We start from the raw sequence: 20,584 nt of genomic DNA on the forward strand, positions 1-20,584 counted from the left end.
CTTTTGCACTGCGTTGATCAGAAGTTCACACCAAAACTCAGGGCGACAAAGTCACGGTCGACGCTGGTGTTGTAATCACCACCGAAGAAGTCGGTGTAACTGAGGCTGGCGGTGTAGGTGTTCTGGTAGTCGGCGTTCAGACCAAGACTGACGGCCTTGCTACCCTCGTTGAAGTTCGGCCCGTAACCGTCGACGTCATGCGACCAAGCGATACTTGGCGAAAGGTTGACCCCGGCGAAAACGTTGCTGTAATCGGCACTGGCGCGCAGGCGATAGCCCCAAGAACTCGTGGTGAAGAAGCCATCGTTATTACACTGATCTGGGTTGGCGGTATTGAGTGCTGCCGTACAGGTTGCATTTGTGCCCAGTTCACCAAGGCCATAAACCGGATCGCGGCCAAAGCGCAGCTCACCAACATCATCGCTAATGCCGCTGATGTGGTTGTAACCCACCTCGCCAACCACGGTCAGGCGGCTGGCACCCAATACCCGGTCAAAGAATTGCACGGCACTGATCTGAGCTTGGGTAACTGGCTTGCGTACATAACCGGCAATTTCCTCGCCAGCGACATTTTGCGCATGACCACTGGTAAACACCGGTGAGTTGGGCAGCCCGACAGAGGCAAGCGTCAGATCTGTGGAGTTGATTGAAATCGGCATATTCGGCCGATAACTCAGCTCACCAGACAAGGCCGTTCCGTTGACGTTGGTTTGAAAGCTCACGCCATAGAGACGGATATCCTCGGGGTACTCAAGAAAGTAACGCGCGTTCGGCGCGCCGGGAATAAGGAAAGGCGATGGCGTTGTAGTGCGTATGAAGCTGCCGCTCGGGGTACGGCTGTGGTAGTTCATGGCATACAGACCGAACTCGGTATCGTTCAGCGACTCAGCAAACCAGCGCAGCGCCACACCGAACTGGCCACTGTCGCGCGCATCGCGGTCACCGGCACGCGGCACATAAAGTGGATTACCAGCGCTACCAGTATTGTTGGACTCACCAGGCGCCACATCAGCCCCAGCTACCGCCAAGCGGTCTTCACAGCCATCGGCAGCGGTGTCGCCGTTGGAAAAGAAAGTGCCGCAGTTATCGATAACCGTCTGATCCCACTCCAGTTGGTAAAACGCCTCCATGCTCACGCTGTCGGTCAGGCTCTGTGACACGTAAAGCATATTGACCGGGATCAGGCCCTCTTTAATCTCAGCCCCTGGCCGGCGGAAAGCGGCAGCATCGACGGGGTTAATCGAGTTAATCGAGTTACCGATAAAGGTACTTTCACCCCAACTAACCACTTGCTTACCGACCCGCACACTGCCCGGCATGCTGCCCAGGTTGTAGTTGTGATAGATGAAGGCATCGAGGATTTCCGCGCCAGAGGCCTGCGCTGCAGTCTTGCGATTGTGGTCATCGATGTCATACAGCAAGCGGCTTTCGTCCTTGGTCTCAAAGTCGTACCAGTACTTGCCGCGAATAAATACGCCGGTATCGCCGTACTTCAACTCAAGGTCGTGGATACCTTTGAAGATCTTCGAGAAGGTTTCACCTTTCTTGAAGTTCAGGCGGCCGTCATCGTTGGTCTGAGAAGACGCCTTGCCGCCGTTGCGCGTACCGATCAAGTCCGGATCGGCACCGCGAACGCTCCAACTGGCCCCCACAGAAAGGGATGAGTCGAACTGTGCTTCGACCTCACCAATATTGAACGTGACGGCCTGGACAGGCGCGACGCAGCCAACCGCAATGGCTACAGCCAATACGCTGGGCTGGAAGATGGCATGTCTTGTTGTTGTTCTCATGCGGCTCTCCTGGAGCGGGGTTCGTGTTGAGGCCCCAAGCTACCCAGCCGCCTTGAGCGGGATAAGCGCCCGAAAGAGGTATTTACCGTGTCAGCCGAAAGAGTGAATAGCGCTCTGCGGTGAACAGCTCCGCTGCCCTTATGGACCAATGCAATGGCGCGGCATAGCGTGGATGAATACCCAACCACACCCTTTGCCGAGCGTGTTTAGCAGCCTGTTGCGCAGAACATCACGCGTTATCGGGCAAGCATCGTAACGCTTTCAATACATCGTATTGAAAGCGACACAAACCATTCAACCCACGACAGCCGTGTCTTTACCCTGCAATTGCACGCCTGGCCCGCAGCTAGCGTATCGAATTCGCTACAGAGGCGATAAAGGCAACTCCGCTAAAAACTTATAAGTCATTGTTTTAATTAGTAAAAAATATAATGGCACCTACCTTGCTATGGTCTTTGGATCTTTCGTCCGCCGCCTGCGCGGACGCCCAGCACATCGCCCCCAGCAGAAAGGGCGAGTCATCACCCTTGAGGAGTTCACATGAGCGAATTGCGTTTTACCGTTGAGCACGAATGGCTGCGTCAGGATGCCGATGGCCTGGTTACCGTGGGCATCACCGCCTATGCCCAGGAAGCCTTGGGTGATGTGGTGTTTATCCAGCTACCAGAAGCCCAGAGCTACGCCGAGGGTGACGAAGTGGCCGTGCTGGAATCGGTAAAAGCCGCAAGCAACATCGCCATGCCGCTGGACGGTGAGGTGGTTGAAGTCAATGGCGAGCTAGAATCCAGCCCTGAGTTGGTCAACGAAGATCCCCTGGGCAAGGGCTGGTTCTTCCGCTTCCGTCCAGTCAATGCCAGTGCAGTTGCCGACCTGCTCGACCAGGCCGCTTACGAGCGCCTGCTCAACGCCAATGCTGACGCCTGAGAGATTGCAATGACCAAGCTGACCACCCAAAACGAATTTATCGCCCGGCACATTGGCCCACGTGAAGCCGATACCGCCGCCATGCTCGAACTGCTCGGCTACGCCAGCATCGACGCGCTGACCGACAAAGTCATCCCCGAGAGCATCAAGGGCTCCAGCGTCCTGGGCTCCCTGCCGGGCCTGTCGGAAGCCGACGCGCTGGCCAAGATCAAGGCCATTGCCGGCAATAACCAGCAATTCAAAACCTATATTGGTCAGGGCTATCACGGCACCCACACGCCGAGTCCGATCCTACGCAACCTGCTGGAAAATCCAGCTTGGTACACCGCTTACACCCCGTATCAGCCAGAGATTTCCCAGGGCCGCCTGGAGTCTTTGCTGAATTTCCAGACGCTGATTAGCGACCTCACCGGTATGCAGATCGCCAACGCTTCGCTGTTGGATGAAGCCACCGCTGCCGCCGAAGCCATGACCTTCTGCAAACGCCTGTCGAAGAACAAGGCCAGCAACGCCTTCTTCGCCTCGCAGCATTGCCACCCACAAACCCTCGACGTGCTGCGCACCCGTGCCGAACCGTTGGGTATTGAAGTGGTGGTTGGTGACGAAGCCGCAATTACTGATGCCAGCGCCTACTTCGGCGCGCTGCTGCAGTACCCGGCGAGCAATGGCGATATCTTCGATTACCGCGAACTGGTTGAACGCTTCCACGCCGCCAACGCGCTGGTTGCCGTCGCCGCTGACCTACTGGCCTTGACCCTGCTCACCCCACCCGGCGAGTTCGGTGCCGACGTCGCCCTGGGCAGCGCTCAGCGTTTTGGCGTGCCACTGGGCTTCGGTGGCCCACATGCCGCCTACTTCGCCACCCGCGATGCATTCAAGCGCGACATGCCGGGCCGCTTGGTCGGCATGTCCATCGACCGTTTCGGCAAGCCGGCCCTGCGCCTGGCCATGCAGACCCGCGAGCAACATATCCGCCGCGAGAAGGCCACCAGTAACATCTGTACCGCGCAAGTGCTGCTGGCCAACATCGCCAGCATGTATGCCGTGTACCACGGCCCGAAAGGCCTGACGCAGATTGCCCAGCGCACTCACCAGTTCACCGCAATCCTGGCCAAGGGCCTGCGCGCCCTGGGTTACAGCGTTGAGCAGGAATTCTTCTTCGACACCCTGAGCCTGGCCACCGGCGGCAAAACTGCCGAGCTGCACGGCAAAGCCCGTGCTGCCGGGATCAATCTGCGTGAAATCGATGGCGAGCGCCTGGGCCTGTCCCTGGACGAAACCACCGACCAAGCCGCCATTGAAGCGCTGCTGGCAGTGTTCGCCGACGGCAAAGCCTTACCGGCCTTCGCTGAACTGGCTGCTGGTGTGGCGGCGCAACTGCCGCAAGGTCTGCTGCGCCAAAGCGAAATCCTCATCCACCCAGTGTTCAATCGCTACCACAGCGAAACCGAGCTGATGCGCTACCTGCGCAAACTGGCCGACAAAGACCTGGCACTGGACCGCAGCATGATCCCGCTGGGTTCCTGCACCATGAAGCTCAACGCCGCCAGCGAAATGATCCCGGTGACTTGGGCTGAATTTGGCAACCTGCACCCCTTCGCTCCAGCAGAACAGAGCCAGGGTTACACCCAACTGACAACCGAACTGGAAGCCATGCTCTGCGCGGCCACCGGTTACGACGGCATTTCCCTGCAGCCAAACGCCGGCTCCCAGGGCGAGTACGCCGGTCTGCTGGCCATCCGTGCTTACCACCACAGTCGCGGCGACGATCAGCGCGACATCTGCCTGATCCCGCAGTCGGCCCACGGCACCAACCCGGCGACCGCCAGCATGGCCGGTATGCGCGTGGTGGTAACCGCGTGCGACAGCAGCGGTAACGTCGATATCGCCGACCTCAAGGCCAAGGCCGAAGAGCACAAGGATCGTCTCGCCGCACTGATGATCACCTACCCCTCGACCCACGGCGTGTTTGAGGAAGGCATCCGCGAAATCTGCCAGATCATTCATGACAACGGCGGCCAGGTGTACATCGACGGCGCCAACATGAATGCCATGGTCGGCCTCTGTGCCCCTGGTCAGTTCGGCGGCGACGTCTCGCACCTGAACCTGCACAAAACCTTCTGCATTCCGCACGGCGGTGGCGGCCCAGGTGTTGGCCCGATTGGCGTCAAAGCCCACCTGATTCCGTTCCTGCCCGGTCACGGCCATATGGCCCGCAAAGAAGGTGCGGTCAGCGCCGCGCCGTTCGGCAGCGCCAGCATCCTGCCGATCACCTGGATGTACATCAGCATGATGGGCGGCGAAGGTCTCAAGCTGGCCTCGCAGATGGCCATTCTGAATGCCAACTACATCGCCCGCCGCCTTGAAGAGCACTACCCCGTGCTGTATTCGGGCAGCAACGGCCTGGTGGCGCACGAATGCATCCTCGATATCCGTCCGGTTAAAGACAGCAGCGGCATCAGCGTTGACGATGTGGCCAAGCGCCTGATCGACTTCGGCTTCCACGCGCCGACCATGTCCTTCCCGGTGGCCGGCACGCTGATGATCGAGCCGACCGAAAGCGAATCCAAGGAAGAACTGGACCGCTTCTGCGACGCCATGATCGCCATCCGCGAAGAGATTCGTGCGGTGGAGCGCGGTGAGCTGGATGCCAACGACAACCCACTGAAAAACGCCCCGCACACCGCCCAGGAGCTGGTCGGCGAGTGGACGCATGCCTACAGCCGCGAACAGGCCGTGTATCCAGTGGCCAACCTGATCGAAGCCAAGTACTGGCCACCGGTCGGTCGTGTGGACAATGTGTTCGGCGACCGCAACCTGATCTGCGCCTGCCCGTCTATCGAGGCGTATCAGGACGCTTAAGGCGATGTAAACGTAGGATGGGTTGAGCGCAGCGATACCCATCACGCCGCTGGCCATCATCGATGGGTTACGCGGCGCTCAAGAGTGGTGTTGTCGGCATGTTCAGTGCCATGCACCGCTAACCCATCCTACGGTTTTGCTTACCCCAAGAATTTCGACTCACCTCTAACCGAGGCAAGTTTGCTGCACCCACAAGAACAACAAGCCTATCCAGACGTCCCTTCGCGATGCAGCTCTAGCAAGGGTCTAAGCTGTATGCAGAAGCGACGTAAAGCCTCTGATCATTACGAACCAAGGCTGGCAACAGGGTAAACAGCACACCCCGGAGCGAATCATGTCACTTAGCGTTTTTGACCTCTTCAAGATCGGCATTGGCCCGTCCAGTTCGCACACGGTGGGCCCGATGCTCGCAGCCCTGCGCTTTGCCGAAGGCCTGCGCCGCGATGATTTACTGAGCAGTACCGACAGCATCAAGGTCGAGCTATACGGCTCCCTAGGCGCCACCGGCAAAGGCCACGGCAGCGATAAAGCCGTGCTGCTGGGCCTGGAAGGCGAACAACCGGACACGGTCGACACCAATAGCGTCGACGCCCGCCTGGCGGCGATTCGCAGCAGCAGCGAGCTGAATCTGCTTGGCGAAAAGCCGATCCGCTTTGTCGAAAAGCAGCACCTGGCGATGATTCGCAAGCCACTGCCCTTTCACCCCAATGGCATGATCTTTCGTGCCTTCGATGCCGCCGGTTTGCAGATTCGCTCACGCGAGTACTACTCGGTGGGCGGCGGTTTTGTGGTGGATGAGCAAGCTGCCGGGGCGGACCGCATCGTCGAAGACAACACCGTTCTGCAATACCCCTTTACCACCGGTAAACAACTGCTGGCGCATTGCGCCGAGCACAACCTGTCCATCAGCCAGGTGATGCTCGCTAATGAGTCCGCCTGGCGGCCGGAAGCAGAAACCCGCAGCCGCCTGCTGCATATCTGGCAAGTGATGCAGGATTGCGTCGAGGCCGGTTGCCGCAACGAGGGCATCATGCCCGGCGGGCTCAAGGTCAAACGCCGCGCAGCGATCCTCTACCGCCAGCTGTGCAAACACCCGGAAGCCAGCCTGCGCGATGCCTTGAGCGTGCTCGACTGGGTCAACCTCTACGCGTTGGCGGTCAATGAGGAAAACGCTAGCGGCGGCCGCGTGGTCACTGCGCCGACCAATGGCGCGGCCGGTATCGTCCCGGCCGTGCTGCATTACTACAGCCGCTTTATTCCCAGCTCTAACGACGACGGCATCGTGCGCTTTTTGCTCACCGCCGCGGCCATCGGCATCCTTTACAAAGAAAACGCCTCGATCTCCGGCGCTGAAGTCGGCTGCCAAGGCGAGGTCGGCGTGGCCTGTTCGATGGCCGCCGGGGCGCTCTGTGAAGTGCTCGGCGGTAACGTCAATCAGGTGGAGAACGCCGCCGAGATCGGCATGGAACATAACCTCGGCCTGACCTGCGACCCCATCGGTGGCCTGGTGCAGGTGCCGTGCATAGAACGCAACGCCATGGGCTCGGTGAAAGCCATCAACGCCGCGCGCATGGCCCTGCGCGGCGACGGCCAGCACTTTGTCTCGCTGGATAAAGTGATCCGCACCATGCGCCAGACCGGTGCGGACATGAACAACAAATACAAGGAAACCGCCCGTGGCGGCCTGGCCGTGAATATTGTCGAGTGCTGATCCCGGCAACCCAAACAACCCTGCAGTTGCGCAGTGGCCGACTGTTCCGGCTCACGAGGCGTTCAGCCCGCTGCTGCCCACCTAACCGTTACCGACTTGGAGAAACGCATGACCACTGAAACCCTGGCGAAAACCCCGCTACACGCCCTGCATATCGGACTCGGCGCACGCATGGTGCCGTTCGCGGGTTATGACATGCCGGTGCAATACCCGCTCGGCGTGATGAAAGAGCACCTGCACACCCGCGCCGCTGCCGGCCTGTTCGACGTATCGCACATGGGCCAGATCGTCCTGCGTGGTGCAAATGCCGCTAAAGCGCTGGAAAGCCTGGTGCCGGTGGACATCATTGATCTGCCGGTCGGCATGCAGCGCTACGCCATGTTCACCGATGAAAACGGCGGCATCCTCGACGACCTGATGGTCGCCAACCTGGGTGACGACACCCTGTTCCTGGTGGTCAATGCCGCCTGCAAAGACCAAGACCTGGCGCACCTGCAACAACACATTGGCAGCCAGTGCGAAATCGAAAGCCTGTTCGAAGACCGCGCCCTGCTCGCCCTACAAGGTCCGCAAGCCGTCGACGTACTGATGCGCCTGGCACCAGAAGTGGCGAAGATGACCTTTATGCAATTCGCCCCGCTGCGCCTGCTCGGTGTCGATTGTTATGTCAGCCGCTCTGGCTACACCGGTGAAGACGGTTTCGAAATTTCGGTACCCGCCGAACACACCGAAACCCTGGCACGCAGCCTGTTGGCCGAGCCGGAAGTCGAGGCCATTGGCCTTGGGGCGCGTGATTCGCTGCGCCTGGAAGCCGGTCTGTGCCTGTATGGCCACGACATGAGCACATCCACCACGCCTATCGAAGCCGGCCTGCTGTGGGCCATCTCCAAGCCACGCCGCGCTGATGGCGCACGCGCTGGCGGCTTCCCGGGTGCCGAGCGGATCTTCGCCCAGCAGCAGGAAGGCGTCGCCAGCAAACGCGTCGGGCTGCTGCCACAGGAACGCGTGCCGGTGCGTGAAGGCGCAGAAATCGTCGATGCCGACGGCGCGGTGATTGGCTCGGTGTGCAGTGGCGGCTTCGGCCCTAGCCTCGCCGCGCCGGTGGCGATGGGCTATGTAAAGAGCAGCCATATCGCCCTAGACAGTGACGTGTGGGCCATTGTGCGTGGCAAACGCGTAGCGATGAAAGTGGCCAAAACCCCATTCGTAGCCCAGCGTTATTACCGCGGCTAACGCTTACAGTACTGCGCCAAACGCCAGGTTGGCGCAGCCTGATCCGCGCGGTGATACCGCGCGGATTTCACTTAGGCTCTGTTGCCGTTTCGTCGCGAGCCACTCAGTCAGGCAACAAGCAACTGCGCTTGTTACTGAACACCTCGCGGTCAATATCGCGCACGTCCAACGACAGCGCATTGACACTCGGCAAGCGCTCCACCAGCGCACGCACAACCTGCCGAGACAACAAGCGCTTCTGCTCATCCGTGCGCCCGGCCAGGATGTAGAAGATCAGGTGGACAAAATCCTCCTGCGTACCGCCCACGCTGAAGTGCTCATACAGACTCAGACGTAACTTGACCTCACCCGGCTGGAATAACTGCGTGGCGGCCGCCGCCTGTTCGACCAGCGCCAGTAATTCCGACGGTGCGATCAGTCGCGTCAGGGTTAGCGAGCCTTCAATCAGGCAGTGCGGCATGGGCGGCTCCGGAAATGCTGTTGAGTAAAACGCTTAATTTGTCATACGTTGTCGCACAACCAAAGCCAAATAATAGGCTGTACGCCTCCATAGGTAGAGGCTTACACAGCACGACTCACCGGCCCAGCGCAGCTTTTTCGATGCTAAAGCACTGCCACATGCCTTTAACCATAAGACATACAGCCTCAACCTCGATAACCAGCAGCGTTTTACCTATTCAACTTTGGTCTAGGCATACGTTGACAAACCCAGCAGAGGCTGTCGATAATCCGACCAATGTTGTATGACAACATACAACAAATCATAAAAACAAAAATCAAGGTCTCCGCATGATGACTGTCGCCCACGCCACATCGGCGTACCAGCACCCAAGCTCAGCCAACCTGTATGTGCAGCGCAAGCATTTGCGCGCCAACAGGGTGCTCCGACGACCCTCGTCCACCCCTACCGAATTCGCCGACGGCTAAGCCCGAAGCAGCAGCGTGCCCCTACTGAGGGTGCGCTGGTCGCCCTGGCATGGGGCAACTCACTCGTTCCTTACGCGCAGCTGGCAACTCAGCCTGGCAAGGGAACGGCTTGTTAAAAAATGGGAGCACAACAACAATGACTGCACGTACCGCCCTCTCACTCGCCCTGCTCAGCGCTGGCTGCATGGCCCTTGCCACACCACTCAGCAGCCAGGCTGCAGGTTTTGTCGACGACGCTAAGGTCACCGTCGGCCTGCGCAACTACTACTTCAACCGTAACTTTATTAACCACACCGGCGGCCAGGTTCAGGGGAATGACCAGGGCGAGGCCGCCGAGTGGACGCAGAGCCTGATCCTCGACGCGCGCTCCGGCTTTACCGAAGGCACCGTAGGCTTTGGCCTGGATGTACTGTCCATGGGCGCTATCAAGCTCGATGGCGGCAAAGGCACAATCGGCTCCGGCTCGCTGCCGGTTCATGACCTCAGTTCTGGGACTGGCGTTAACAGCAATCGCCATGCGCCTGACAGCTTCGGCCGCACCGCCGTAGCCGCCAAAGCTCGCCTGTCGAAGACTGAACTGAAAGTTGGTGAGTGGTTCGCCGTCCTGCCAATCCTGCGTGCGGACGACGGTCGCGCTGTACCGCAAACCTTCCAGGGCGCGCAGATCACCTCCGGTGAAATCGATGGCCTAACCGTGTACGGCGGACAGTTCTGGAAGAACAGCCAGCGTAACGATGCCAGCCGTGAAGAAATGAGCTTCGGCGGTATCGAAGGCGATGATTTCAACTTCGCCGGCGGTGAATACAAGTTCAACGGCAACAACACCATGGTCGGCGTCTGGCATGCCCGCCTGGAAGATGTTTATCAGCAGAGCTACGTGCAACTGACCCATAGCCAACCGGTCGGCGACTGGGTGCTCAGCACCAACCTCGGCTACGTCGACGGTAAGGACGAAGGCGCATCCAAGGCCGGCAAGCTGGACAACAAGGTCTATCAGGGCAGCTTCACCGCCAAGACCGGCAACAACGCGTTTACCCTGGCCTATCAGCACTTGGATGGCGACACCAAGTTCATGCGCATCGACGGTGCTAGCGGCGGCACATTGGTCAACGACGGTTTCATGTCCAGCTATGACAACCCTGAAGAGCGCTCCTGGCAGCTGCGTCATGACTACAACTTTGCTGGCCTCGGCATCCCTGGCCTGACCTTGATGAACCGCTACGTTAGCGGCGACAACATCCATACCGGCACACGCACTGACGCCGAAGAATGGGGCCGTGAATCAGAGCTGGCATACACCGTACAAAGCGGCGTGCTGAAAAACCTCAACGTGAAATGGCGCAACTCCGACATCCGTCGCGACGTAGGCGCCGATGCTAACGAGAACCGCCTGATCATCAACTACCCGCTGTCCCTGCTGTAATCCACCGCAACACCGGCATTGATTACTCCTTGTGTGTGAAACTTTCAGCCCGTCCTTGCGACGGGCTTTTTTCTACCCGCATTCACGGCAGTGTTCATACCATTCCCGCATATTCTTGTAGAGTCCCCCACGGCACCTAAACGTGCCGCTTACCGAAGCCTTTAACCACGAAACCAGCAGGAGATATTGCATGCATAAGGGCAGCTGTCTATGTGGCGCAATCCACTATGAGATCAACCACGAAATCGACAGCGTGCTGCTGTGCCACTGCTCGCGCTGCCGCAAAGCCAACGGTTCGGCATTCGCGGCCAATGCACCGGTGCCTGCCAAGGATTTTCGGATTGTTCAAGGCGAAGCGCAGTTGAGCGTTTTTCGCACCGCTGAGGGCGTACAACGGCTGTTCTGCTCGGTATGCGCCTCACCCATCATCAGCCGCCGTGAAAACGCGCCAGAGGTTGTCAGATTGCGTATCGGCACCCTGGATACACCTTTAGACATCAAGCCCTCGGCGCATATATTCACCGCGTCGAAAGCCGAGTGGCTGTGCATCCATGATGACCTCCCGCAGTACGCGGAACGCCCCTAGCTAGATAGTCCCAAGCAGGCGCTTAGCGCAAATCATCAACCATCGCGGCGACCACGCTGAGCACGTCCTTACCCAGTTGCATCGAGCGCTCGCCGTTCCAACCAGTGCATGGATCAGGCCGATCATCGTGGTCCTTAAAGGGCATCTCGATGGTGAAGGCCAGGCAATCAAACTCCATCCCAACGGCATTGCAAGCCAAGGTCGTGTTGGCCTGGCCGAACTGGTCGGGGGTATAACCGAAGGTGGTCTGAAACTCAGCACCGTTATCAATCAGCAACTGCCTGAACTGATGTTCAAGGCGCTCCAGGCGCGGGCTAAAGCCCGGATTGCCTTCGCAGCCGGCAGTAAATACATGGGGGATTTCTTCATCACCATGGATATCCAGAAACAGATCAACCCCGACCGCGCGCATCTGCTGCTGGACGAAATACACCTCGGGAGTTTCTGCCTCGCTGGCTGACTGCCAGGCACGGTTGAGGTCACGCCCAGCGAAATTGGTGCGCAGGTGACCACGGAAGGCGCCGTCCGGGTTCATATTCGGCACCAAGTACAGATCAGCCTTTTCCAACAGAGCATTCAGCTCGGCATCATCAGGGTTTTGCAGGCGCTCAATCAGTCCTTGCATAAACCACTCGGCCATATGCTCACCGGGATGCTGCTGGGCGATCAGCCAGATCTTGCGCTGTGCCTGTGAGGTGCGGCTGATGCGCAACAACTCGATAGCACGTCCCTCAAGGCTTGTGCCGCATGCAAACAACTCAGCACCGGCCAAGCGCTGCGCGTCCTTAATCAGCTGCGCATGGCGCTCGCGGCTGTAAGGCTCGAAGTAGGCGAACCAGATTTGCGCATGCAGCGGCTCAACGTCGAAATTCAGCGCCCCCTCTTCAAAGCGGCTGGGCACGCGAAACCAGGTGCGTTGATCGTAGGACGCCACGGCGTGATAACCCGACCAGGCATGGGGATAGGACGACTGCCCAGCATTACCCAGACTGAAGCCGTAGCGCTGCCCTGGTTGCAACCCAGCAACCTTGAAGTGAAACCACTGAAAATGCCCACTATTGAAATCAGGACGAATCGCCAGTCGCACCTGCTGCGGGTTGCTGGCGTCGATGACCTCGATATTGCCGCTGTCGAAGTTGGAGCTGATCTGCATGGGAACCTCAAAGCTCTGGGTAACGCAAAGATGGCCAAGAATCGCAGCTCCAGCGCTTATGCGAAACGCCGGAGACGACAAATCGATACGGATACTAGCGAATCAACACGGCGGATTGCTCGACGGCGGCGCAACTTGCATGCGAGCCTGCAGTCTTGTGTTTACCCGCCAGCTGTTCGGCGGCGCACTCACGATCACCCAAGGGAGCAACACTTCGCATGAACATTGCGCCATTACGTCATCGCTCACTGGCCTTATTGCTTTGTGGCGGCCTAATGTTAGGCGGCTGCGCGAGCAAGCCGGAAAACCAACCAGTAGAAAACCCCACGCAAGCAAGCGCCGGGCAAACTGTAGACGCTAGCACCGAAGCCAACCTACGCAGCCAGGCCAATCGCGGCGACCTCGACAGCCAGTTCCAGCTCGGTAGTCTGTACTTCGTGGGTAAACCGACAAAGGACCTCAAGCAAGCCGAATACTGGTGGAAACTGGCCGCCGACAAAGGTCACGCCATGGCCGCCGTCAGCCTGGCCTACCTGTACACCGGCCGTGACAACCCCGAGTTCAACAATCCAACGCAAATGCTCAAGTACCTCAACCAGTCGGCGGCCGGCGGCAACCCGATGGCCCAGCATATTCTCGGCAACCTTTACCTGCGTGGCCAACAAGGTGTACCGCAGGACGCCAACCAGGCCAGACGCCTGTTTACCAGCGCCTGCCAGCAGAACTACAGCGCCAGCTGTGAAGCGCTGAAAACGCTGCCCTGAGCAACAAAAAACGGCGCACTTGTGGTGCGCCGCTACAGCCAAGGTGTCAGTAAAACAGACGTAAGAGACCGAATCAGCGCTTGTGGCGCTGACCCGGATATGAGAACCAGTTTACGACCTAGCGAGCTAGAGTCAGGCTAGGCAAAAGCAGGTCGTAAACTGGTTCTGACGGATGCGCCGCACATGGCGCGCCCTCATATTGGGTGGGTCAGAGCGGTGTCAGCATCTCGCCCTTATCGATAAAAGCCTGCAGATTGGCCAGCACCAGCTCTTCCATCTGCAAGCGGGTCTCGTGCGTGCCGCTACCGACATGCGGCAGCAGCACCACGTTGGGCAGCCCGAACAGCGCTTCTGGCACAGCCGGCTCAGCCTCGAAGACATCCAACCCAGCACCGCCCAGAGCGCCGTCGAGCAAAGCAGTGACCAGCGCCGCTTGGTCGACCACGCTGCCACGCGCGATATTCACCAAAATGCCCGTCGCGCCTAACGCGGCCAACACATCGGCATTGATCAGGTGATGGGTGGCCGCACCACCCGGGCAGGCCACCACCAAAAAATCCGCCCAGCGCGCCAGTTCCTGCAGATCCGCCGCATAGCCATAAGGGCTGCTCAGATCCTCAGAGCGCTTGTGATAACGCACCGGCATGGCAAAACCTTCAGCACGCTGAGCAATGGCCTGACCAATGCGCCCGAGGCCGACAATGCCGAGCTTCTTGCCGCTGACTTTACGCGTTAGCGGGTAGTTACCGGTGAGCCATTGCCCGTCCCGCACGAAACGGTCAGATGCAGCCAACTGACGCGCGGTGTCGATGATCAAGCCCATGGCCAGGTCGGCCACGCAATCATTGAGCACGTCAGGCGTGGTGCTGATGGCAATGCCACGATCACGCAGCAACTCCAGCGGATAAGGGTCATAGCCCACGCCAAAACTGCAGATCGCCCGCAGATTTGGCAGGCATGCCAGTTGCTCAGCGCTACAGCCAAAACGCGCCGAAGACACCACTAACTCGAAGGCCGCGCCCTGCTCCTTGAGAAACTGCTGAGGGTCCGCCTGCTGCCACAGTGCGCTGACTTCATAGCGCTCAGCCAGCGCCTGATTGAAGCGCTCGCTCAACGCGCCGATCTGCAATACCTGGGGTTTGCTCATGGGGGCTCCTTGATAAATGGGTTACAGCAACTTGCCGGGGTTCATCAGGCCTGCCGGGTCTAAGGTTTGTTTGATGCTGCGCATCAACTCCAGCTCCAGAGGGTCCTTGTAATGGCGAGCCGCGTCGCGTTTCGACTGGCCCAGGCCATGCTCGGCGCTGATGCTACCGGCAAAGCTGGCAGTGACATCGAAGATCACGTGCATGATTGCCTGCGCCTGCGCCTTAAAACCAGCATCCTCAGCGCCCAGCGGTTTGCTGATGTTGTAATGCAGATTTCCGTCGCCGACATGCCCGTAAGCCACAATACGCACACCGGGAAAGGCCTGCTGCAAGCGCTTATCGGCCTCCGCGACGAAGGCCGCAATGCTGCTCACCGGCACGCTGATGTCGTGTTTGAGGCTCGGCCCCTCATGGTTCTGCGCTTCCGAAATACCTTCGCGTAGCGCCCACAGCGCGGCGACCTGGGACTGGCTGGAAGCAACAACTGCGTCGAGGACAGTTCCCTGCTCGAACGCCTCAGCCAAGCCGCGCTCCAACATGTCGTTCAACGGCGCATCGAACAAGGTGTCACTGAGTTCGATCAGCACATACCAGGAATGCACCTCGGCAAACAGGTCATTGCAGCCGGCCACATGGCGCAGAACAAACTCCAGGCTCTGCCGCGACATCAGCTCGAAGCCAGTCAAGCGGTCGCCACACAGGCTGCGCATCTGCCCGAGCAACTCGACCGCTGCCTGCGGGCTGGGCAAGGCCACCCAAGCCGTGGTCAGGCTGCGTACAGCGGGAAACAACTTGAGCACGGCGGCCGTGATAATCCCCAGCGTGCCTTCGGCACCAATAAAAAGCTGCTTGAGGTCATAACCGGTGTTGTCTTTACGCAAGCCGCGCAGGCCATTCCAGATGCGCCCGTTGGGCAACACCACTTCCAAGCCAAGGGCCAGGTCGCGCATGTTGCCGTAACGCAGCACGGCGGTGCCGCCAGCATTGGTCGCCAGGTTGCCGCCGACCGTGCAACTGCCTTCGGCACCCAGTGACAGCGGGAACAAGCGCCCCACCTCGGCCGCCGCTTCCTGCAGACGCTGGAGAACTACCCCAGCCTCGACGGTAATGGTTTCGTTGCCCACGTCGACATCGCGAATGCGTGTCATGCGGGTCAGCGACAGCACCACCTGAGCACCCGACTCATCGGGAATCGAGCCACCGCACAAACCGGTATTGCCACCCTGCGGCACCAGCGCAACGCCCGCTTCGCTGCACAAACGCACCGCCGCCGCGACTTCTTCAGTCGAGGCCGGACGCAGCACCAGTGCAGCCTGACCTTTGTAGGCATTGCGCCAGTCACTGAGGTAGCTGTGCATGCGCTCGGCGTCGCGGATCAGGCCGGCGTCGCCGAGCACCGCGTGCAGCGCCTGCAACAGGGAATTGGGCAAAACGCTCATATCAGGTCACTGGCGCCGGGTTGAATAGAGTCAGGTCGTTGTGCAGCTTGTGCTTTTCGGTCCAGGTGTGTTTTTTGCCGCTGGCAATGTCCAGATAGAGCCGGAAGATGTGCCAGCCCATTTCATCCAGGGTCATGCGCCCGGAAGTGATCTGCCCGGCATCGACATCGATCAGATCCGGCCAGCGCTCAGCCAGTTGGGTACGCGTGGCCACCTTGATGACCGGCACCATGGCCAAGCCGTAAGGTGTACCGCGCCCGGTGGTGAAGATGTGCAGGTTCATGCCCGCCGCCAGTTGCAGGGTGCCGCAGATAAAGTCGCTGGCCGGTGTGGCGCAAAACCACAGGCCCTTGCCACGAATCCGCTCGCCCGGTGAAACCACCCCGGCAATGCTGCTGGAGCCGGACTTGGCGATTGAACCCATGGCCTTTTCGACAATATTGTTCAGCCCGCCCTTCTTGTTGCCCGGCGTGGTGTTGGCGCTGCGGTCGGCCATGCCGCGCTGCAAGTAACTGTCGTACCAATCCATCTCACGGATCAGCGCATCGGCCACCTCCACCGTGGCGGCGCGCGGCGTGAGCAAGTGAATGCCATCGCGCACTTCGGTGTTCTCCGAGAACATCACCGTGGCCCCGGCGCGCACCAGCAGGTCCGCGGCCACGCCCAAAGCCGGGTTGGCGGTGATACCGGAAAACGCATCGCTACCGCCGCACTGCATGCCGACGCTCAGCTCGGAGGCCGGCACCGTCTCGCGGCGTCGCTCATTCAGCACCTGCAAGCGCGCCTCGATCATCTGCATGATCTGCTCGACCATGCCGGCGAAGCCGTTGCTGGAATCTTGCAGGCGGAACAGCCATTCCTCCTCGTCCATGCCATTGGTCAGCTGGTCGCCATCCATCAACTGGCTGGCTTGCAGCTTCTCGCAGCCGAGGCTGATCACCAGCGCCTGACCACCGAGGTTAGGGTTACGGCTGATGTTGTACAGCGTGCGGATCGGCACCACGGCATCTGGCGCGTTGATCGCCACGCCGCAGCCATAGCTGTGCGACAGCGCCACCACATCGTCAACATGCGGGTACTTAGGCAGCAGCTCCTTGCGCACCCGTTCCACGCAATGGCCGAGCACGCCGACCACGCACTGCACCGTGGTGGTCACGCCAAGGATATTGCGCGTACCGACCGTGCCATCCGGGTTACGAAAACCCTCGAAGGTGTAGCCTTCAAGCGGCTCAACCAGCGGGGCTGGCAAGGTGGCCTTGGGCAGATTGTCCAGCGCTGGCGGCTCGGGCATGCGCAGCTGCGCCTCGGTGACCCAACGCCCAGCGGCGATGGGTTCCAGGGCATAACCGATAACTTCGCCATAACGCACCACGTCGCCATTCAGGGCGATGTCTTGCAGCGATACCTTGTGGCTCTGCGGGATGCCTTCGATAGCCACGAGGCCATCGGCAAACTGGCCACCCGTGGCCACGCCCTGCTCATTGACCACCACACCGACGTTGTCGGCTGGGTGCAGGCGGATATAACGAGGCGAATCCTGATGGGGAATCAACTGCATGGATAAGTGCTCCTCTCGTACCAATCAGGCTGACGACTTAGGCGTGACCACGGGATCACCTGACAGGTCATCCAGCTCGATCCGTTGAATACGACCAACGATAAACAGGTAACTGATTACCGCCAGCAAAGCGTTAGCGCCGACATACACCAGCGCCGCATCAAATGAGCCCGTGCGGCTGACCAAATAGCCCACCACGATAGGCGTGGTAATCGCCGCCAGGTTGCCGAAGGTGTTGAACAGCCCGCCGGACAAGCCAACGATCTGCCGGGGCGAGGTGTCGGCCACCAGCGTCCAGCCGAGCGAACCAAAGCCCTTGCCGAAAAATGCCAGGGCCATCAAGGCCATCACTGCGCTGTCGCGTTCAACATAGTTGCTCAGCACAATGCAGCTCGCCAGCAGCATGCCAACGACGATAGGCAGCTTGCGCGCCAGGCTCAGGGAGTAGCCGCTACGTAGCAAACCATCCGACACCAGGCCACCGAGCACACCGCCAACAAAACCACTGATCGCCGGCAGCGAAGCGGCAAAACCGGCGTTGAGAATGCTCATGCCGCGTGCCTGCACCAGGTACACGGGAAACCAGGTGAGGAAGAAATAGGTGATCGCGTTATTGCAGTACTGACCCAGGTACAGACCGACTAGCGTGCGTTGCGTCAGCAACAATTTCAGGTAGCGCCACTGCGAACCACCCGCGCCGGCTGGTCGCGGGGCCAGGTCGATCAGGCCGCCGCCGTCTTCGATATGGACGAACTCGGCGGCACCAATATGTGGGTGTTCACGCGGGCTGTACATCCGCTTAAGCAACACGCCACAGAGCAGCAGGCCCAAGCCACCCAGCACAAAGAACACATACTGCCAGCCCATGTCCTGCACCACCCAGCCCATCAGCGGTGCAAATACCGCAGTGGCGGCATACTGCGCCGACGTGGACATGGCGGTGGCGGTGGCTCGCTCGCGGGTGGGGAACCAGGCCGCGATGATCCGCGCATTGCCGGGAAAGCACGGAGCCCCGGCAAAGCCTACCGCCAGGCGCAGCCCAAACAGGCTAACGATGGTCCAGGCCAGCGGCAGCATATCGACCAAGCCCTGCAACAGGGTGAACAACGACCAGCACAACAGCGTGATGAAATACACACGCTTGGCACCAAAACGGTCGAACAGCCAGCCACCGGGAATCTGCCCGATGACATAAGCCCAACCGAAGGCCGAGAAGATATAGCCGAGCGTGACGGCGTCGATGCCCAAATCCGCCTGCAGCGCTGCGCCAGCAATCGACAGGCTGGAACGGTCGGCAAAGGTAACGGTGGTAACGAGGAACAGTATCAGCAGGATGGAGTAGCGCACCTTGCCTGGTTTGGCTGCATGCATCTGGCGAACTCAACGGAAGATTCGAGTGAGACGGAGCCAGCGCTAACGGCGGCAAAACCACCGCAGCGCCGGCTCGTCGGTTCAGCGCACCATGCAGGGACGCTTATTGTCGAAACTCCAATTGGGGATCAGGTACTGCATGGCGATGGCATCGTCACGCGCGCCCAGCCCCTTGGCCTTGTACAGCTCGTGCGCCTTGGCCAGCGCGTCCCAATCCAGCTCGACGCCCAGGCCTGGGGTTTTCGGCACTTGTACCAAGCCACCCTCGATTTGCAGCGGGTTGTGCGTCAGGTACTGGCCGTCCTGCCAGATCCAGTGAGTGTCGATGGCGGTAACCTTACCCGGTGCGGCAGCCGCCACGTGGGTAAACATGGCCAACGAGATATCGAAGTGGTTATTCGAATGCGAACCCCAGGTCAGGCCCCAGTCGTTGCACATTTGCGCCACTCGCACGGAGCCGGCCATGGTCCAGAAGTGCGGATCGGCCAGGGGAATATCCACCGATTGCAGGGAGATGGTGTGGCCCATCTGCCGCCAGTCGGTGGCGATCATATTGGTGGCGGTCGGCAGGCCAGTGGCGCGGCGGAACTCGGCCATCACCTCACGACCGGAGTAACCGTTCTCGGCACCACAGGGGTCTTCGGCATACGCCAGCACGCCATGCAGATCACGGCACAGTGACACCGCTTCTTTTAGCGACCAACCACCATTGGGGTCGAGGGTGACGCGGGCATCAGGGAAGCGCGCGGCCAGCGCACGAATCGCCTCGACCTCAGCCTCGCCATGCAGCACGCCGCCTTTAAGCTTGAAGTCGTTGAAGCCATAACGCGCATGCGCGGCCTCGGCCTGACGGACGATGGATTCCGGAGTCATCGCGGCTTCGTTGCGCACGCGGCACCAGGCATCGTCGGCATCACGTTCGTTGCGGTAATCGAGGTCGGTCTGCTCGCGGTCAGCGATAAAGAACAGGTAGCCGAGCATTTCCACCGCGTCGCGTTGCTGGCCTTCGCCAAGCAGAGCAGCGACTGGTACGCCAAGATGCTGGCCGAGCAGATCGAGCAGCGCGGCTTCCAGGGCGGTAACCGCGTGAATGGCGATGCGCAGGTCAAAGGTCTGCAGGCCGCGGCCGCCGACGTCGCGGTCAGCAAAGGCGCGACGTGCCTGGTTGAGCAGCGCGTTGTAGTCGCCAACTGGCTTGCCGACCAGCATGGCGCGGGCGTCTTCCAGAGTCTGGCGGATGGCTTCGCCACCGGGGACTTCGCCGACACCAATATGGCCGGCGCTGTCCTTGAGAATTAGGATGTTACGGGTGAAATACGGGCCGTGAGCGCCGCTCAGGTTGAGCAGCATGCTGTCCTGGCCAGCGACAGGTACCACTTGCAGCTCGGTGATCAGGGGTGTGTTACCAGCAGTGTTCTGAGAATTCATGACCATTACCCTGTTGTTTTTATACATGTGTAACGACGGGTGTAAGTACGTGTGTAACGACGGGCGGTAATCGTGTTGCGTGAAACCGTAGGGTGGATGACGCTTTTTGCATCCACCGCTCTGACGCCACGGTGGATCGGTGAAACCTGATCCACCCTACCCAGCTGTGCGGGAGGGGCCGGGCGGCGAACCGCTTTAGCCGCGAGCTTTTTCGCAAACTAACAACAGCTCGCGGCTAAAGCCCCTCCTACGAATACCTGTAGCGTC

15 protein-coding genes are annotated in these 20,584 nt (G+C 59.9%); 7 read left to right on the forward strand and 8 right to left on the reverse strand.

The features are described from left to right. Positions 1 to 17 precede the first annotated feature (17 nt). Positions 18 to 1,790, reverse strand: coding sequence for a DUF1302 domain-containing protein (locus VCA57_RS10125; protein ID WP_411184865.1), 1,773 nt, complete (start codon positions 1,788 to 1,790; stop codon positions 18 to 20). A gap of 540 nt (positions 1,791 to 2,330) precedes the next feature. Between VCA57_RS10125 and gcvH the strand changes: the two genes are divergently transcribed. The 4 genes from gcvH to gcvT all read left to right on the forward strand — a co-directional run bounded on the left by gcvH (position 2,331) and on the right by gcvT (position 8,520). Continuing rightward, positions 2,331 to 2,714: a glycine cleavage system protein GcvH gene (gcvH, locus tag VCA57_RS10130; RefSeq protein WP_411184866.1), complete on the forward strand. Its 384-nt coding sequence runs from the start codon at positions 2,331 to 2,333 to the stop codon at positions 2,712 to 2,714. 9 nt (positions 2,715 to 2,723) lie between these two features. Then, positions 2,724 to 5,576, forward strand: coding sequence for an aminomethyl-transferring glycine dehydrogenase (gene gcvP, locus VCA57_RS10135; protein ID WP_411184867.1), 2,853 nt, complete (start codon positions 2,724 to 2,726; stop codon positions 5,574 to 5,576). Between the two features lie 334 nt (positions 5,577 to 5,910). Further along, positions 5,911 to 7,287: an L-serine ammonia-lyase gene (locus VCA57_RS10140; protein WP_411184868.1), complete on the forward strand. Its 1,377-nt coding sequence runs from the start codon at positions 5,911 to 5,913 to the stop codon at positions 7,285 to 7,287. A 108-nt stretch (positions 7,288 to 7,395) separates the two neighbouring features. After that, positions 7,396 to 8,520, forward strand: coding sequence for a glycine cleavage system aminomethyltransferase GcvT (gene gcvT / locus VCA57_RS10145; RefSeq protein WP_411184869.1), 1,125 nt, complete (start codon positions 7,396 to 7,398; stop codon positions 8,518 to 8,520). Positions 8,521 to 8,623: 103 nt separating this feature from the next. On the opposite strand, the gene VCA57_RS10150 is transcribed toward gcvT, so the two are convergent. After that, complete coding sequence (locus VCA57_RS10150) at positions 8,624 to 8,980, reverse strand: 5-carboxymethyl-2-hydroxymuconate Delta-isomerase (RefSeq protein WP_411184870.1); 357 nt, start codon at positions 8,978 to 8,980, stop codon at positions 8,624 to 8,626. 603 nt (positions 8,981 to 9,583) lie between these two features. Here VCA57_RS10150 and VCA57_RS10155 point away from each other — a divergent pair. Continuing rightward, the gene (locus VCA57_RS10155; RefSeq protein ID WP_411184871.1) at positions 9,584 to 10,870 is read left to right on the forward strand and encodes an OprD family porin; all 1,287 of its coding nucleotides are present in this window, start codon (positions 9,584 to 9,586) and stop codon (positions 10,868 to 10,870) included. A 190-nt stretch (positions 10,871 to 11,060) separates the two neighbouring features. Next, positions 11,061 to 11,456 carry a GFA family protein gene (locus tag VCA57_RS10160; RefSeq protein ID WP_411184872.1) on the forward strand — a complete coding sequence of 132 codons (396 nt, stop codon included), beginning with the start codon at positions 11,061 to 11,063 and terminating at the stop codon, positions 11,454 to 11,456. Between the two features lie 22 nt (positions 11,457 to 11,478). On the opposite strand, the gene VCA57_RS10165 is transcribed toward VCA57_RS10160, so the two are convergent. Then, positions 11,479 to 12,609 (reverse strand): M14-type cytosolic carboxypeptidase, encoded by a 1,131-nt coding sequence (locus tag VCA57_RS10165; protein WP_411184873.1) that lies wholly within the window; start codon positions 12,607 to 12,609, stop codon positions 11,479 to 11,481. 218 nt (positions 12,610 to 12,827) lie between these two features. On the opposite strand from VCA57_RS10165, the gene VCA57_RS10170 reads away from it, so the two are divergent. Next, positions 12,828 to 13,373, forward strand: coding sequence for a tetratricopeptide repeat protein (locus VCA57_RS10170; RefSeq protein WP_411184874.1), 546 nt, complete (start codon positions 12,828 to 12,830; stop codon positions 13,371 to 13,373). Between the two features lie 208 nt (positions 13,374 to 13,581). On the opposite strand, the gene VCA57_RS10175 is transcribed toward VCA57_RS10170, so the two are convergent. From VCA57_RS10175 to gudD, 5 genes are all read right to left on the reverse strand, one after another. Further along, entirely contained in the window at positions 13,582 to 14,520 is a 939-nt protein-coding gene (locus tag VCA57_RS10175) for a 2-hydroxyacid dehydrogenase (protein ID WP_411184875.1), read from the reverse strand. A gap of 21 nt (positions 14,521 to 14,541) precedes the next feature. Continuing rightward, positions 14,542 to 15,960 (reverse strand): FAD-binding oxidoreductase, encoded by a 1,419-nt coding sequence (locus VCA57_RS10180; protein ID WP_411184876.1) that lies wholly within the window; start codon positions 15,958 to 15,960, stop codon positions 14,542 to 14,544. Position 15,961: 1 nt separating this feature from the next. Next, positions 15,962 to 17,518 carry a galactarate dehydratase gene (garD, locus tag VCA57_RS10185; RefSeq protein ID WP_411184877.1) on the reverse strand — a complete coding sequence of 519 codons (1,557 nt, stop codon included), beginning with the start codon at positions 17,516 to 17,518 and terminating at the stop codon, positions 15,962 to 15,964. Positions 17,519 to 17,542: 24 nt separating this feature from the next. Continuing rightward, complete coding sequence (locus VCA57_RS10190; RefSeq protein WP_411184878.1) at positions 17,543 to 18,889, reverse strand: MFS transporter; 1,347 nt, start codon at positions 18,887 to 18,889, stop codon at positions 17,543 to 17,545. An 81-nt stretch (positions 18,890 to 18,970) separates the two neighbouring features. Continuing rightward, positions 18,971 to 20,317, reverse strand: coding sequence for a glucarate dehydratase (gene gudD / locus VCA57_RS10195; protein WP_411184879.1), 1,347 nt, complete (start codon positions 20,315 to 20,317; stop codon positions 18,971 to 18,973). Between the last annotated feature and the right edge of the window lie 267 nt (positions 20,318 to 20,584).

This window comes from Pseudomonas sp., from assembly GCF_046581935.1.
Classification (GTDB): Bacteria; Pseudomonadota; Gammaproteobacteria; order Pseudomonadales; family Pseudomonadaceae; genus Aquipseudomonas.

Coding starts and splice junctions, on each gene's coding strand:
- VCA57_RS10125 (WP_411184865.1), bottom strand. CDS start 1,790: ATGAGAACAACAACAAGACATGCCATCTTCCAGCCCAGCGTATTGGCT.
- gcvH (WP_411184866.1), top strand. CDS start 2,331: ATGAGCGAATTGCGTTTTACCGTTGAGCACGAATGGCTGCGTCAGGAT.
- gcvP (WP_411184867.1), top strand. CDS start 2,724: ATGACCAAGCTGACCACCCAAAACGAATTTATCGCCCGGCACATTGGC.
- VCA57_RS10140 (WP_411184868.1), top strand. CDS start 5,911: ATGTCACTTAGCGTTTTTGACCTCTTCAAGATCGGCATTGGCCCGTCC.
- gcvT (WP_411184869.1), top strand. CDS start 7,396: ATGACCACTGAAACCCTGGCGAAAACCCCGCTACACGCCCTGCATATC.
- VCA57_RS10150 (WP_411184870.1), bottom strand. CDS start 8,980: ATGCCGCACTGCCTGATTGAAGGCTCGCTAACCCTGACGCGACTGATC.
- VCA57_RS10155 (WP_411184871.1), top strand. CDS start 9,584: ATGACTGCACGTACCGCCCTCTCACTCGCCCTGCTCAGCGCTGGCTGC.
- VCA57_RS10160 (WP_411184872.1), top strand. CDS start 11,061: ATGCATAAGGGCAGCTGTCTATGTGGCGCAATCCACTATGAGATCAAC.
- VCA57_RS10165 (WP_411184873.1), bottom strand. CDS start 12,609: ATGCAGATCAGCTCCAACTTCGACAGCGGCAATATCGAGGTCATCGAC.
- VCA57_RS10170 (WP_411184874.1), top strand. CDS start 12,828: ATGAACATTGCGCCATTACGTCATCGCTCACTGGCCTTATTGCTTTGT.
- VCA57_RS10175 (WP_411184875.1), bottom strand. CDS start 14,520: ATGAGCAAACCCCAGGTATTGCAGATCGGCGCGTTGAGCGAGCGCTTC.
- VCA57_RS10180 (WP_411184876.1), bottom strand. CDS start 15,960: ATGAGCGTTTTGCCCAATTCCCTGTTGCAGGCGCTGCACGCGGTGCTC.
- garD (WP_411184877.1), bottom strand. CDS start 17,518: ATGCAGTTGATTCCCCATCAGGATTCGCCTCGTTATATCCGCCTGCAC.
- VCA57_RS10190 (WP_411184878.1), bottom strand. CDS start 18,889: ATGCATGCAGCCAAACCAGGCAAGGTGCGCTACTCCATCCTGCTGATA.
- gudD (WP_411184879.1), bottom strand. CDS start 20,317: ATGAATTCTCAGAACACTGCTGGTAACACACCCCTGATCACCGAGCTG.